Genomic DNA, 14,436 nt, shown 5'->3' with positions numbered 1-14,436 from the left:
TTATCCTCCAATAAAATGTCTGATTGTAAGTATAGGGTGGTAGAACAACATTCTTGGACCTGCATAACGCATGACTTTTTTGATTTGTTCCTTTTTATCAGGCTGATAGCAGTGAATGCTGCATTTTGAACAAAACATATTTTTATCCTTAAAAGGACACTTTTCTAAACGATATTGAGCATATTTTTTTAATTCAATACACTCTTCACATTGTGTACCGCCTCTTTTTTTATAATAAAGATCAATCATTTGAATAACAATGGCACTCTTATTCATTAACTGACTCTCCCATTTTCCATAGAGATCATTCGATCACACCAGCTGATAGTTGAAGGGCGATGTGATACAAGGATAATGATCTTGGAAGAAGCTTGTTCCATAAGTGCTTTTAAGATAATTTTTTCATTTAAGGAATCCAAGTTACTAGTAGGTTCATCTAAAAGCATGATGGCCCCATCGTGAAGGAAAGCTCTTGCCAGACCAATACGCTGCTTCTCACCGCCGCTTAAGGAATCACCACACTCACTTACAGGCGTGTCATAACCTTTAGGAAGACTCATGATAAAATCATGAATACTTGCTTTCTTACAGGCTTCTTGTACTTCTTCTAAAGTGGCATCTAGTTTAGCTATTTTAATGTTATTTAAAATAGAATCATGGAAAAGATGGGTTTTCTGAGTCATATAACTTTCATGATCCCGTAGTGATCGTGTTTTGATTTGTACAATCGCTTTTTGATCGATCGTAATCTTGCCACTTTCACTATCCCAGAAACGCATCAAAAGCTTTAATAAGGTACTCTTGCCGCTACCACTCTTTCCTACGATGCCAATTACTTCATTTTCTGATATGTGAAGACTCACATCTTTTAATATCTGATCCTGGTCATAGCTAAAAGATACTTGATGAACACTGATTTCTTTGCCATTGATCACTTCACCGGTTTCATTTTCAACGATCTGTGGCTTTTCATCTAAAATTTCTAATACTCGTGATGCTGCCGCAATCGTTGGCTGAATCGTACTTGATAGATTTGCAAGTGCCAAATAAGGTGAAAAAGAAGAAAACATAGCTACGCTGACAATGATCGCCTGTTCAGCAGTAAGCAGATTTTCAAATACAAATATTCCTGAAAGAGCAATCATTCCGATTGAAAGAAGGATGATGGCTGAAGAACTCAAAGAAGTATTTCCTGCCTGGACTTTTTTCATCTTCTTTTCGATATCAGATAGCTTTTCACTGCGCATCTTTAACTGTGATAGCTTGTCTTCAAAAGCATCATATTGAATAATTTCTTTTTGTCCACGAAGATTTTCAAGAACAAAACTTGATAATGATCCTGATTCATGACGCACTTGACTTCCTAAGCTGCCATAGCGATGATGTGTCCATAGAGGAATCACGATTCCTACAAGAGCATAAGCCATAAGTGCATATAATGCTAATAAAGGATGAAAAATACCAAAGAAAAACATCATAATGATACTCATCAGTAAAGCAATCATGACAGGTGAAATCGTATGAGCATAAAATACTTCTAAAAGTTCAATATCGCTTGTAATGATCGAAATCAGATTTCCCTTATCTTTTCCTTCCAGTTTTGCAGGTGCAAGTTTTCTTAAAGCAGCAAACACATGATCACGAATCAGTGCTAAAAGTTTAAAAGCGATATAATGATTGCAAGTCTGCTCTCCATAACGTAAGAAACCACGAATAAAAGCAAAAAACAATAAAATAAGAATGATCTGCGAAACAGCATCTTTCTGTATGATCTTTAATAGACCTGCTGTTGCCAGTACGGTCAAGAAGTTAGCACAAACAAACCCTAACACTCCTAAAACGATTGCCAGGATCATATAGACAAGTAAAGGCTTGACTAATCCAATCAGTCTGAATAATATGCTCACACTGTTTTTCTTCATAATGACCTCCCCTTCAATGTCTCTAATTTTTTCTGACTTTCCCATAAGTTTTGATAAGCGCCTGCTTTTTTCAGCAATTCCTCATGAGTACCATTTTCAATGATCCTTGACTTCTCCATGACATAAATCTGATCGCTTTTAACTACATTCATCAGCCGATGGGAAATCAAAAGAATCGTTTTTTCATCTTTCATTTCATCTACCAGTTTCATCAGATCATTTTCACTTTCTACATCGATATTTGAAGTTGCTTCATCAAAAATATAGATTTCACTGTTATGCAGCAAAGCTCTAGCAAAAGCAATGCGCTGACACTGTCCCCCTGATAAATTACTTCCATTTTCAAGTATAGGTGTATCTAAGCCTTGCTCATTTTCTAAAAAATCATAAATCTTTACTTTCTTTAATACTTCAATCATTTCAGAATCAGTTGCATCTTTTTTGGCCATCAAAAGATTCTCACGAACACTTCCCTTAAAAAGCAAAGCATTGCTTGAAAGATAAGTAATTTTCTTCATCCATGCTTTTCTAGAAAAATGAACTAATTCTTTATCCCCTACAAAAATACGACCCTGATTGGCTCTTATCTCTTTCATCAATAAAGAAGAAATCGTACTTTTCCCACAACCGCTCTCACCAACAATGCTTGTCATCTGATGCGGTTTTATTTCCATAACGATGTCATTTAAGACATTTTGGTCATTTTCATAAGCAAAGCTAACATGATCTAAGTAAATGTTCTGGTCAGTCTTAATATCATTTATCGTACCGTCTTCTTCTACTTTTTCATCTAAAAAACGAAATAATTTGTCACTCGCTGCTATCCCATTCATAGCAACATGAAATAAAGAGCCCAGTGTACGCATCGGAATAAAAAAGTCAGCTGACAATAAGATGATCAAGATACACTCTCCTATTGAAACAGCTCCGCTTTGAAATTCAAACAAAGCAGCCATCATACCGATACCGGCTCCTCCATAAGCAATCAGATCCATGATCGTAATTGAATTGAGCTGCATTGTCAAAACCTTCATCGTTACTTTACGGAAATTTTCAGCCTCTTCATTCATCTTTTCATGCTTATAACCATCTGCCTGATAAATTTTTAGAGTAGTCAATCCCTCAAGATTTTCCAAAAAGCTATCCCCCAGTGTCGTATATTGTCCCCAGTATTTACTTAACAGTTTCTTGGCAAATTTACTAACTAAAATGATCGTAACAGGAATCAAAGGGACACAGATAAACAGGATTAAAGCCACTTTGAAATTAACAAACGATAATATAATAAATAAAGTTAAAGGAGCCAGCATACTGTAGAAGAACTGTGAAAGATACGAACCATAATAGATTTCCAGCTGATCAATTCCCTCTACACACATCTGTACCAGTGATGATGTCGCAATTTTCTGATGATAACCGCTACCCATTTCATTCAGTTTTGTTAAAATCTTTTCACGAAGCACCTTTTTTACTTCCTTTGAAGCTCCATACCCATACATGACACTTTTTTTAGAAAGGATAGAACGTAGCGCTACAATCACAATTACCACTGTTAGATACAGCATCATCTGATTCAAAATCAAAGTATTTTTAAGCAATCCTTCCAGCGTCATCGCTATGAGCATCATCATAAGAATATTCAGAATCAGCATGAGCCATTGTGTCAATACATTTTTATAAATAAAGACAAGCGAACTTTTCATTTCCCGTATCAATCGCTTATTAATCATAAACCCTCCTTGTTAGCCTTATATAACATATAAGACAAAAAAATAAAATCTTTTTGTTAGTATTGTCTAACATAGTATAAAGGACTTTATATTGTTTGTCAAGGCTAACTGAAGAACCAAAGGCAAAGACATACATAGTATAAAGCGAAAGGAAGAGTACAAATGGAAAAAGTTTATATGGAAGCACCCAAGCAGGCTCGTATGTGGAAACCAGAGGATATTTCACCTTATGACTTTAAAGATGATTTACCTGTTAATTCTTCTTATGTCATGGATGATGAAAATGATGATGAATTTGATATGGAGGCCCTTCTTGATGAAATGAATAACATGGATGATGAAATGAATTTTGAAGACGAAGAAAACCGAGATATGTATGAAAACGGAAATATTGATTGGCAATGTAATCGTGATATGAGTCAAAGCAACTGTAGAAGCCTTTCAATGGAAAGAAAAACAGTTGTGGAAGAAGAAAATCCAAGAAAAATCACAACTACCTGGATGAGAGTAACGAAGCAATATTGACAAGTGACCCTTATTTTTCTATAATGGAGTCAGGCAAAGACGCTACTATGGAAGTAGTGTCTTTTTTTGGAGGTAATTATGGACATCAGATTTGAAAAAAACACTATTTTAAAAGAAAAACCTGATTTTGAACATTTAGGATTTGGAAAATATTTTACGGATCATATGTTTGTCATGAACTATGATGATCATCATTGGCATGATGCCCGTATCGTTCCTTATGCTCCAATTACTATGGATCCTGCCAGTATGGTTTTTCACTATGCTCAGGAAACCTTTGAAGGATTAAAAGCTTATAAAACCGAAAAAAATGAAATCTTACTTTTCCGCCCTGAAATGAACGCTTGGCGAATGATGAATTCTAATCAAAGACTATGTATGCCTCTTATTTCAGAGAATGACTTTATAGAAGCTGTGGAAGCACTCGTTAGAATAGAAAAAGACTGGATTCCTTCAAAAAAAGGTACCAGCTTGTATATCCGTCCATTTATGTTTGCCAATGAAGCCGGAGTAGGCGTTCATGCTTCCGAAAGCTATCAGTTTGTCATTATCGCTTCACCTTCTGCTTCCTATTACAAAAATGGTCTGGAGCCTGTAAAGATTTATGTGGAAGATGAATATGTACGAGCGGTCATTGGAGGTACAGGAAACATAAAATGCGGTGGTAATTATGCTTCAAGCATCATTGCCCAAAGCAAAGCAAAACAATTAGGCTGTGATCAGGTGTTGTGGTTAGATGGCATCGAAAGAAAATATGTTGAAGAAGTAGGAACGATGAATGTCATGTTTGTTATTGACAATATTGTTTATACAGCTCCTCTTAGCGGATCGATCTTGCCTGGAATTACCCGTGACTCCATTCTTCATATTCTAAAAGATCAGCAAGTTGAAGTTAAAGAAGAAAAAATAGATATTCATTTCTTAATGGAAGCAGCACATGACGGACGTCTCAGTGAGGCTTTTGGCTGTGGTACAGCAGCTCTTATTACACCTATTGGAGAACTACTTTATAAAAAACAAAATATAGTCATCAATAACCATCAGATAGGTCATATTACCCGTCTTCTTTATGATATTCTCTCGTCAATTCAATGGGGTGAAAGTGAAGATCCATATGGGTGGACAAGAAAGGTAAAATAAAAAAGTGCTTATGCACTTTTTTTCAATAATTGTAATTGTTCCATGACCTTTTCATAATCAGGTTCATTGGAGACATCCTCAACAATTTCTAGATAACGAACCATATCATTTTCATCCACAAGCAATACACTTCTTGAAAATAATCCAATCTCCGGCATTAATAATCCGCTTGCATCTGCAAAATCATGATATCTGAAATCACTAGCAGTAACGATATTCTCAGAAGCATGACTTTGACACCAGCGATCTAACGCAAAAGGTAAATCCATGGAAACAGAAAGAATCGTAATCGTTTCATTCTTTAGAATATCAATAAATTTTGCTAGTTCACGTGAACATACCGAAGTATCAACACTTGGGACCGTAAGGATGATTTTAATTCCCTTTAGATCATTACTTTTAATTTCATTCATCTTTGAATCTACAACTGTATATTCGCCTAAATGATCTTTTTCCTTTATATTTTCACTAAGCGGTGTATATTCACCTTTAAATTTTACTCTCATAATAGTAACCTCTTTTCTATAACATAACTATAAACCTTTTAGTGAAAAATACCATTTAAATGCTCATGTTCTTTTATTTTAAAGATGTTAAGGCTTCGCAAATTCCATTCATTCCCTCTTTCTGATTTTTGACTTTTGCACCCAGAGGATTATTGATCAAAGATATTTTAAGTTTTACATTTTCACTTTTTAACTTAATAATTCTTTGAGAAGGAAAAATCCCGTGTTTTACAGAAACACTTTCAATTTTGTCAAATGGCAAGCATATCTTGCCCTTGATCGTATCAATATTTAATGTTCCAACAATTGCAATGACCAAATAATGTTCACTTATCCCAAGATAACAATATGTATTGCTTAGAGCACCAAGAGTTAATACTTCAGCAGTTCCCGCCATGATCGTTCCCCATGCCTTTGCACGATAAGTTTCTCCTTTAGGACAGATTTCATTTAACATTCGATCCATATCTGTATCATTCATTAACAATGCCATCATTCTTACCTCCTATCATAACCATAATCATTTTATTAAAAATTCACAATCACAAAACAGTAAAATAAACGTAAAAAAAGAGCAAGCATATATTCATCTTGCTCTTAAATTTCTATTTACTTGCCTCTACCATCAATTCACAGACAGCATTAGAGAAAGCAATCGGATCTTCCAGATCAAAACCTTCAATCAATAATGCCTGATCATAAAGCAAATCAGCATATTTTGAAATCTTATCTTTATCTTTCGCATACACATTTTGTAATGCATTAAAGATTGCATGATTTGGATTGATTTCCAGGATACGTACAGCTTTCATACCATATGGATTACCATCTGGCATCTGTGCCAATACTTTCTCCATCTCAAAGCTAAGCCCTTCATCAGCACTTAAACATACAGGATGGCTCTTTAAACGAGTGGATAGTTTCACATCACTGACTTTATCCTTCAAGCTTTCTTTCAAAGCTTCCAATAAATCCTTATTTTCTTCTTTCTTTTCTTCTACCTGTTTCTTCTCTTCTTCGCTTTCAAGATTTAAGTCACCTTGTGTAATATTCTTGAACTTCTTAGAATCATATTCCTGAAGTACCTGAAGTGCAAATTCATCAACATTATCTGTCAGATATAAAATTTCATAACCTTTATCCTTTACAAGCTCAGCTGCCGGTAACTGATCGATCTTATTCACATCGTCACCACTTGCAAAGTAGATGACTTCCTGTCCTTCCTTCATTCTTTCTACATATTCTTTCAATGTAACAAGCTTCTTTTCTTTACTAGAAGTAAATAGCAGTAAGTCTACCAGCATATCTTTATGGGCACCAAAATCATTGTACACACCATACTTTAGCTGTAAACCGAAATTTGCCCAGAATTTTTCATATTCTTCACGTTCATTAGCTAACATCTTTTTCAATTCAGACTGAATCTTCTTTTCAATTCGATTGGCCATAACTTTCAGCTGGCGATCGTGCTGAAGCATTTCACGTGAGATATTCAGACTTAGATCCTGAGAATCCACAAGACCTCTCACAAAACGGAAATGTTCTGGAATCAGATCACTCGCTTTATCCATGATGAATACACCACTAGAATATAGCTGCAAGCCTTTTTCATAATCCTGTGAATAATAGTTATAAGGTGCATGACTTGGAATAAATAGAAGGGCATCAAAAGTAACTGCACCTTCTACATGGGTATGAATTACTTTTTGAGGATCGGCATAATCATTGAATTTATTTTTATAAAATTCATTATATTCTTCATCTTTGATTTCAGATCTCTTTCTTTTCCATAAAGGAACCATTGAATTCAAAGTCTTTTCTTCCACTACTAACTGTTTATCATCGCCTTCACCCTCATACTTTGATACCATCATCGTAATTGGATAACGGATGTAATCTGAATATTTCTTTACTAATGTTTCAATTTTAAACTGTTTCGCAAAATCAGAATAATTTTCTTCTTTTGTATCATCTTTTAAGAATAAAGTAATCGTTGTTCCACGATCGGCTTTATCACATTCATCAATACGATAGCCATTACTGCCATCACTCACCCAGCGATAAGCTTTTTCTTCATTATATTTTTTACTTTCTACAACCACTTCCTTTGCTACCATAAAAGCTGCATAGAAGCCGACACCAAACTGTCCGATGATATCAACATCATCTTTCTTATTTTCATCAAGTTCCTGTTTGAAAACCAATGAACCACTCTTAGCAATCGTACCAAGATTTTCTTCTAGTTCGCTTTCATTCATCCCAATACCATTATCACTAATAATGATTGTTTTATTTTGTTCATCTGTACTGATTTTAATTTTTAAATTCTCTCTGTCAATTCCTTCTTCATTGAAAGAAAGATAATTGAGTTTATCTAGGGCATCACTTGCATTAGAAATCAATTCTCTCAAGAATATCTCCTTATGTGTATAAATAGAATTAATCATCAAATCAAGTAATCTTTTAGATTCAGCTTTAAATTGTTTATTACGACTCATAATTACCTCTTCCTCCTTTAGCACTCCGACCATTTTAGTGCTAATAGTATTATACTCCACTTTTAGAAGATTGCAAGCACTTTTGTGCTTAGAGTGCTAAGATATTTATAATTTTATCTTATAAATAAAAAAAAGAAGAGGTTTACTCTTCTTCTGAAGCAAATGCTTGAACAAATGCTTGATAAATACTGCTTGTTAATGTGTTGATTGTTTCGGCAGAAGCATCATCTAATGTATAATTGACATAACTTTCTTTTGTTTGAATAACTACAGTATCTTCAAACACTGCAAAACGCACATAATTTGAATCAAGTGCAGAGTTTAAATCTATCATGAAATATGGTGTTCCATAAACCTTTTCCTAATCGCTTGATTCTTCAAGAGTTAAAGATTTAAGCGTATCTACCACAACAGTCTTAAGATCTGCTGAATCTGCATCTAAATAAGCCTCTACTAATGTCTTTGAAGTATCTGCTGAATCATTTACATAAACCTTAACAGTCTCTGTGTTTTCCAATTCATCTGCAAATGTTACAGTATCCAAAGTAGTAATAGCTGCTGGCTGATTTTCATTTGGTGTGTTTTCATTTTCTGCTGGAGCATTGCTACAACCTGCAACCACTAAAAGCAATGCAAGCACTGATAAAAATTTTTTCATTCTGTATCTCCTTTTTGTCTCACAGACGATGATTATTGTAGCACTTTTATGTATGAAATGCTATCTTTTTTCAATATTCTTTTACAAATTTTCACAAGCTTGCTTTCTATTTGCTTTATTACACTTTAAATATTAACTCATAGCCATTAAAATGGCATCCGTGTATTCACTTGTTGTAGCATTTCCTCCACAATCCTGTGTACGAACCTTTCCTTCTTGCAAAACCTTGTAAATTGCTTCCCGAATTTTTTCAGCTTTTTGATGTTCATCCAGATAATCTAACATCATACAAGCACTCAGAAGAAGGGCAGTTGGATTTGCTTTATTCTGTCCGGCAATATCCGGAGCGCTGCCATGAACTGCTTCAAACATCGCAATCTCTTTTCCGATATTAGCACTTGGAAGAAAGCCTAAGCCACCGATCAATCCACTTGCCAGGTCACTTAAAATATCTCCATATAAGTTAGGCATGACCATCACATCAAACTTTTCAGGATGCATGACCATTTGCATGCAGGCATTATCAACGATATAAGCATCTGCTTCAATATTTGGATATTCTTTACTGATTTCCTGAAAAACAGATAAAAACAAACCATCGCTCATTTTTAAAATATTGGCTTTATGAATACAGCTGACTTTTTTTCTCTTATTTTCAAGTGCATAATCAAAAGCTGCCCGAATGATTCTTTCAGAACATTTTCGGGTAATGATTTTTGTCGCATAGACAGTATCTTCATCTATCTTTTCTTCTTTGCCAACATATAAATCTTCTGTATTTTCTCTAAAAATTACCATATCTACATGATCAAAAGGACTTTTGACATTAGGAAGATTTTTAGCCGGACGGATATTGGCATAAAGATCATATTTTTCACGAAGCAAAACATTGCAGCTGCGAAATCCTTTACCAATAGGTGTTGTGATCGGTGCTTTTAAAATAACATGATTTTTTTCTATAGAATCAAATGCTTCTTGTGGGATCAATGCACCGTGTGCATTATATTCAGCTTCTCCAACATTAAATTCTTCAAATTCAATATCTGCACGACTTGCTTCAATGACTTTCTTAACAGATGCACAGATTTCAGGGCCGATACCGTCCCCTTTAAATAATGTTACTTTTTTCATTTTCCTGCCTCCTTTATCGTTCCTACATATTTTGTTGCTGGACGGACGATCTTATCACAATAGCACTTATCTTCTATGTTATGAGCCAGCCAGCCAACCATTCTGGCACAGACAAACAATGGTGCGACCAATTCAAAAGGAATATTCAGCATTTCATAAACAAAGCCGCTATAAAAATCAATATTGCTTGATACATGTTTATGCTTTTTCTCCCATAGAACTTCTTTCGCACATTTTTCAAAACGCTGATAGAAAGCAAATTCCTTTTCCATTCCTTTTTCTTTAGCTAAAATAGCTGCTTTTTCCTGTAAGATACAGCTTCTTGGATCAGAAAGTGTATAAACGGCATGGCCCATGCCATAAACCAAGCCTTTGCCGTCATAGAATTTTTTATCAACGATCCGCTCAATTAAATCTCTTACCACTGCTTCGTCTTCACAATAACCTATTTCCTGAATTACGGCTTTCATCATCTCCACGACCGCCTGATTAGCTCCACCATGTCTTGGCCCTTTTAAAGCTCCAACACTTCCCGCCATTGAAGAATATAGATCAGTTCCTGTTGATGAAATCACGACATTTGTGAAAGTGGAATTATTTCCACCACCATGATCGGCATGTAAAACCAGCATGCTATCAAGTACTTCAGCTTCTGTTTGCGTATACTTGCCATCACTTCGTGTTAGTCTTAAAATCGTTTCAGAGATACTCTCATCGGGTAATACCCGATGTATGATCAGTGACCGATCATCAAAGTTATGAATTTTTGTCTGATAAGAATAAGCAATGATGCTGGGCATCTTGGCCATTAAGCTTAAGCCTTGTATCAGTGTATTATAAGGTGTTATATCATCTGCTTTATCATCATATGCATAAAGCATTAAAATCGCTTGTTGAATCTTATTCATCAAATTTTTTCCAGGCATCCTTAAAATATTTAATTCTAAAAAATCTTGTGGAAGAGCAGTATTCTGACGATAATAATCTAGAAAAAGATCCATTTCCGCATCACTTGGAAGATGACCAAATAAAAGCAAGAATGAACATTGTTCAAAACCACGATGATGACTAAAATCAAATATTTTCATCAAATCACGAATTTCATAACCTCGATAGTATAATCTTCCTTCACATTCAATCTTTTTACTGTCGGCTCTTTCATAACCAACCACATCGGCAATTTGAGTCAGTCCTACTAAAACACCCGTATGGTCTTCATTACGCAAACCCTTTTTCACATTATAAAAAGAATATAATTCATTATCTATCTGGTTATCTTTAATAGCCTGTTCCAATATAGTTTTTAAAGTTTTTTCCATAGAATCACCTGTTTCATTTTTTTCAATTATTTTCATTATATTACATTTAGTATCTTGTTTCAACGAAAACTATGTTATAATCAAAAAGACGAGAGGTGATATTATGAACACAGTTAGTGAAAAAATACTTGCTCAACATTTAGTCAGTGGTGAAATGTGTGCAGGAAAACCTATTAAGATCAAAATCGATCAGACGCTGACACAGGATGCGACTGGCACCATGGCTTATTTACAGCTTGAAAGTATTGGTATCGATCGTGTTAAAACCGAATTATCTGTCAGCTATATCGATCACAATACGCTTCAAAGCGGTTTTGAAAATGCTGATGATCACGCATATCTGCAAAGTGTTGCTGACCGTTATGGCATCGTTTTCTCAAAAGCTGGAAATGGTATCTGTCATCAGGTACATCTTGAACGTTTTGCAGTTCCTGGAAAAACACTTTTAGGTAGTGATTCGCATACTCCAACAGCTGGTGGAATGGGAATGCTGGCCATGGGAGCTGGAGGATTAGATGTTGCTGCCGCTATGGCTGGACGTCCTTTTCAGATCATAATGCCAAAAATCGTAAAAATGGAACTTAAAGGTAAGCTTCAAAAGGGTGTGGCTGCAAAGGATATTATTTTAAAAGTTCTTTCAATGCTTAGCGTCAAAGGCGGCGTAGGAAAGATCATAGAATATACTGGGGAAGGTGTTTCAACACTCAGTATTCCTCAAAGAGCCACTATTACCAATATGGGGGCTGAATTAGGTGCCACCAGTTCTATTTTTCCAAGTGATGAAAAAACATATGAATTTTTAAAAAAGCAGCATCGTGAAAAAGATTATGTGGAAATCAAAGCTGATGAGAATGCTACGTATGATGAAGAATATGTCATTGATCTCAATGAATTAGAACCGCTCATTGCCCTGCCACATATGCCTGACAATGTCGTAACTGTAAAAAGCATGGCGGGAACGCCAATCCAGCAAGTAAATATTGGATCATGCACCAACTCTTCTTATCTGGATATAGTTACTGTTTCAAATATCTTAAAAGGACATGTCGTTCATCCAAATGTTTCAGCTTCTCTTTCATGTGGAAGCAAGCAGGTGTTATGCATGCTCTCACAAAATAATCAGTTAACGCCTATTCTAGAAAGTGGCGTAAGGCTTTTAGAGTGTACGTGCGGACCTTGTATCGGCATGGGCCAATCCCCTGCTACCAATGCTTTCTCACTGAGAACATTTAATCGTAATTTCTATGGCCGTAGTGGAACGCTTAGTGCTAAGGTAGGACTTGTATCATGCGAAACTGCTGCTTACAGTGCTATTCAAGGCGTCATCAGCGATCCTAGGGAATGTAATTATGAATGTGCTGAAGATTTAGAAATCTATACGATTCATGATGAAAACATCATTTATCCAAGCTGTTCAAAAGATGTAGAAATTGTTCGTGGGCCAAATATCAAGCCTTTGCCAATCAATACACCATTAGATGATCAGCTATCTAAAAAAGTAATCATCAAGGTAGGCGATCATATCACTACAGATGATATCATGCCAGCGGGAGCTAAGATTCTTCCATATCGCAGCAATATTGAAAAGATTTCTGAATTCTGCTTTATGAATCAGAAAGAATCTTTCCACGATGATTGTTTAAATAATAAGGGCGGATTTATCGTAGCAGGGCAGAATTATGGTCAGGGTTCTTCCCGTGAACATGCAGCTTTAGCTCCGATGTATTTAGGAATCAAAGCTGTTCTGGCAAAAAGCTTTGCCCGTATCCATCAGGCCAATCTTATTAACTTTGGTATCTTGCCATGTATTTTTGAAGATGAAAAAGATTATGATACCATTGATGAAACTGATGAATTATATTTTACTGATTTGCACAAGTTAAAACCAAATTCTGTCATTGAAGTTCAAAATACTACCAAAAATAAAACATATCGATTACTTCTTCCTTATAATGAAGAACAGATCAATATCCTTGAACATGGTGGATTATTAAATACACTTAAATAGACAAAAGCAGTGGTATTCATTGATATCACTGCTTTATTTTTGACATACATATATGTTAATGATCATGCATTCACTTTTTCATTCAATAACTTTAAATAATAACTCTTTTCCTCCGCAGATATCTGTAAAGCATCCATCGCTTCATCAACACTTAGCTTCAAGGTCTTTGTCAGACTTTGGATAGCTTCTATGGTTTTGTTCTCGCTTCCTTGTTTTAAGCCTTCCTTGATACCTTTTTCAATACCTATGCTCTCTACATATGCACCATAATCACACATCCGGCTAACCTCCTCTTCCTGTTTTTTCGTTAGTTCTACATCATACTTCTTCAGTCTTTCTATCTTCTCTTGTGATGACATATTATCTGCCAACACCCGCAAGATATTCATTGATACTTTTTCGCTTTCCTTATATCCTAAGTATAGCACAACGATCTGCTGCTTATCAAAATATTTTTCTTCCTCACATGTATCTCCAATAATATGCTCCTCCACCATCCGGTACCGGTTGATGCTACCCTGTTTGTACTTCACTGCGTTGAACACGATCCAGATCGACACCACCTTCACGATATCATCATAGCAGGCGTGATCAAACAGTTCCTCCACCTGCATCGATGTATTACGGGAATTATAGTAGTTAGCTCTGCTTAAGACATGGCTTCTTCCTTTCAGTTCTCCTTGAGCTTCCAGATTGAGGATCATGGCAATTTTGCCCTTGTTTTGTGGCAAAGAGGCATAGACAAGCGAGTCAAAGAAAATGCTAGTATCGTCTTCATTATTTTCATTTCTATGACCGCTTACGGTATGTTTATGTAAAGGCACATCCCCTTTTGGTTCAATGCATTCCATGATCTCAGGAATCGAATAGTTCATATATTCTTCTAGATAATCTTTCATGATATGAGCCAATACGATCTTGTATCTTAGAATATGTTTAAAAAATTGATCAATTTTATTTTTACGCATATATCCCTCCTACTCTTATATATGCGCAAAA

General features: G+C 35.4%; 14 protein-coding genes. 3 read left to right on the top strand and 11 right to left on the bottom strand.

All coding sequences use genetic code 11. The annotated features are described in order from the left end of the window. The 3 genes from BQ5367_RS05770 to BQ5367_RS05760 are packed head-to-tail and all read right to left on the bottom strand — an operon-like array spanning position 1 to position 3,652. Positions 1-276: a nitrous oxide-stimulated promoter family protein gene (locus tag BQ5367_RS05770; RefSeq protein WP_071441589.1), complete on the bottom strand. Its 276-nt coding sequence runs from the start codon at positions 274-276 to the stop codon at positions 1-3. After that, positions 276-1,922: an amino acid ABC transporter ATP-binding/permease protein gene (locus BQ5367_RS05765; RefSeq protein WP_083383177.1), complete on the bottom strand. Its 1,647-nt coding sequence runs from the start codon at positions 1,920-1,922 to the stop codon at positions 276-278. Before BQ5367_RS05765 ends, BQ5367_RS05770 begins: the two co-directional genes overlap by 1 nt. Beyond that, positions 1,919-3,652, bottom strand: a complete 1,734-nt coding sequence (locus BQ5367_RS05760) for an ABC transporter ATP-binding protein/permease (protein ID WP_071441588.1) — start codon at positions 3,650-3,652, stop codon at positions 1,919-1,921. The genes BQ5367_RS05765 and BQ5367_RS05760 overlap by 4 nt, the downstream gene beginning before the upstream one ends. A 162-nt stretch (positions 3,653-3,814) precedes the next feature. On the opposite strand from BQ5367_RS05760, the gene BQ5367_RS05755 reads away from it, so the two are divergent. Then, a complete protein-coding gene (locus tag BQ5367_RS05755) occupies positions 3,815-4,177 on the top strand; it encodes a hypothetical protein (RefSeq protein ID WP_071441587.1) in 363 nt (120 codons plus the stop codon). 78 nt (positions 4,178-4,255) lie between these two features. Then, a complete protein-coding gene (locus BQ5367_RS05750; protein WP_071441586.1) occupies positions 4,256-5,317 on the top strand; it encodes a branched-chain amino acid aminotransferase in 1,062 nt (353 codons plus the stop codon). Between the two features lie 8 nt (positions 5,318-5,325). Here BQ5367_RS05750 and tpx read toward each other — a convergent pair whose 3' ends face one another. From tpx to BQ5367_RS05715, 7 genes are all read right to left on the bottom strand, one after another. Continuing rightward, positions 5,326-5,823: a thiol peroxidase gene (tpx, locus tag BQ5367_RS05745; protein ID WP_071441585.1), complete on the bottom strand. Its 498-nt coding sequence runs from the start codon at positions 5,821-5,823 to the stop codon at positions 5,326-5,328. 73 nt (positions 5,824-5,896) lie between these two features. Then, the gene (locus BQ5367_RS05740; RefSeq protein ID WP_071441584.1) at positions 5,897-6,319 is read right to left on the bottom strand and encodes a hypothetical protein; all 423 of its coding nucleotides are present in this window, start codon (positions 6,317-6,319) and stop codon (positions 5,897-5,899) included. 109 nt (positions 6,320-6,428) lie between these two features. After that, positions 6,429-8,321 carry a molecular chaperone HtpG gene (gene htpG / locus BQ5367_RS05735; RefSeq protein WP_071441583.1) on the bottom strand — a complete coding sequence of 631 codons (1,893 nt, stop codon included), beginning with the start codon at positions 8,319-8,321 and terminating at the stop codon, positions 6,429-6,431. 142 nt (positions 8,322-8,463) lie between these two features. After that, a complete protein-coding gene (locus BQ5367_RS05730) occupies positions 8,464-8,655 on the bottom strand; it encodes a hypothetical protein (protein ID WP_071441582.1) in 192 nt (63 codons plus the stop codon). Between the two features lie 27 nt (positions 8,656-8,682). Further along, positions 8,683-8,979: a lipoprotein gene (locus BQ5367_RS05725; RefSeq protein WP_071441581.1), complete on the bottom strand. Its 297-nt coding sequence runs from the start codon at positions 8,977-8,979 to the stop codon at positions 8,683-8,685. Between the two features lie 132 nt (positions 8,980-9,111). Further along, on the bottom strand, positions 9,112-10,110 hold the full coding sequence (locus BQ5367_RS05720) for an isocitrate/isopropylmalate dehydrogenase family protein (protein WP_071441580.1): 999 nt from the start codon (positions 10,108-10,110) through the stop codon (positions 9,112-9,114). Beyond that, a complete protein-coding gene (locus BQ5367_RS05715) occupies positions 10,107-11,429 on the bottom strand; it encodes a citrate synthase (RefSeq protein ID WP_071441854.1) in 1,323 nt (440 codons plus the stop codon). The genes BQ5367_RS05720 and BQ5367_RS05715 overlap by 4 nt, the downstream gene beginning before the upstream one ends. 103 nt (positions 11,430-11,532) lie before the next feature. On the opposite strand from BQ5367_RS05715, the gene BQ5367_RS05710 reads away from it, so the two are divergent. Continuing rightward, the gene (locus BQ5367_RS05710) at positions 11,533-13,437 is read left to right on the top strand and encodes an aconitate hydratase (RefSeq protein ID WP_071441579.1); all 1,905 of its coding nucleotides are present in this window, start codon (positions 11,533-11,535) and stop codon (positions 13,435-13,437) included. Positions 13,438-13,499: 62 nt separating this feature from the next. Here the strand turns inward: BQ5367_RS05710 and BQ5367_RS05705 are convergent, their stop codons facing one another. Further along, positions 13,500-14,405 carry a hypothetical protein gene (locus tag BQ5367_RS05705; RefSeq protein ID WP_071441578.1) on the bottom strand — a complete coding sequence of 302 codons (906 nt, stop codon included), beginning with the start codon at positions 14,403-14,405 and terminating at the stop codon, positions 13,500-13,502. Positions 14,406-14,436 lie beyond the last annotated feature (31 nt).

Source organism: Traorella massiliensis (assembly GCF_900104665.1).
Classification (GTDB): Bacteria; Bacillota_I; Bacilli_A; order Erysipelotrichales; family Erysipelotrichaceae; genus Traorella; species Traorella massiliensis.
Note: the sequence above shows the minus strand (reverse complement) of the source record. Positions and strands in the feature narration are given on the sequence as shown.

Coding starts and splice junctions, on each gene's coding strand:
- BQ5367_RS05770 (WP_071441589.1), bottom strand. CDS start 276: ATGAATAAGAGTGCCATTGTTATTCAAATGATTGATCTTTATTATAAA.
- BQ5367_RS05765 (WP_083383177.1), bottom strand. CDS start 1,922: ATGAAGAAAAACAGTGTGAGCATATTATTCAGACTGATTGGATTAGTC.
- BQ5367_RS05760 (WP_071441588.1), bottom strand. CDS start 3,652: ATGATTAATAAGCGATTGATACGGGAAATGAAAAGTTCGCTTGTCTTT.
- BQ5367_RS05755 (WP_071441587.1), top strand. CDS start 3,815: ATGGAAAAAGTTTATATGGAAGCACCCAAGCAGGCTCGTATGTGGAAA.
- BQ5367_RS05750 (WP_071441586.1), top strand. CDS start 4,256: ATGGACATCAGATTTGAAAAAAACACTATTTTAAAAGAAAAACCTGAT.
- tpx (WP_071441585.1), bottom strand. CDS start 5,823: ATGAGAGTAAAATTTAAAGGTGAATATACACCGCTTAGTGAAAATATA.
- BQ5367_RS05740 (WP_071441584.1), bottom strand. CDS start 6,319: ATGATGGCATTGTTAATGAATGATACAGATATGGATCGAATGTTAAAT.
- htpG (WP_071441583.1), bottom strand. CDS start 8,321: ATGAGTCGTAATAAACAATTTAAAGCTGAATCTAAAAGATTACTTGAT.
- BQ5367_RS05730 (WP_071441582.1), bottom strand. CDS start 8,655: ATGATAGATTTAAACTCTGCACTTGATTCAAATTATGTGCGTTTTGCA.
- BQ5367_RS05725 (WP_071441581.1), bottom strand. CDS start 8,979: ATGAAAAAATTTTTATCAGTGCTTGCATTGCTTTTAGTGGTTGCAGGT.
- BQ5367_RS05720 (WP_071441580.1), bottom strand. CDS start 10,110: ATGAAAAAAGTAACATTATTTAAAGGGGACGGTATCGGCCCTGAAATC.
- BQ5367_RS05715 (WP_071441854.1), bottom strand. CDS start 11,429: ATGGAAAAAACTTTAAAAACTATATTGGAACAGGCTATTAAAGATAAC.
- BQ5367_RS05710 (WP_071441579.1), top strand. CDS start 11,533: ATGAACACAGTTAGTGAAAAAATACTTGCTCAACATTTAGTCAGTGGT.
- BQ5367_RS05705 (WP_071441578.1), bottom strand. CDS start 14,405: ATGCGTAAAAATAAAATTGATCAATTTTTTAAACATATTCTAAGATAC.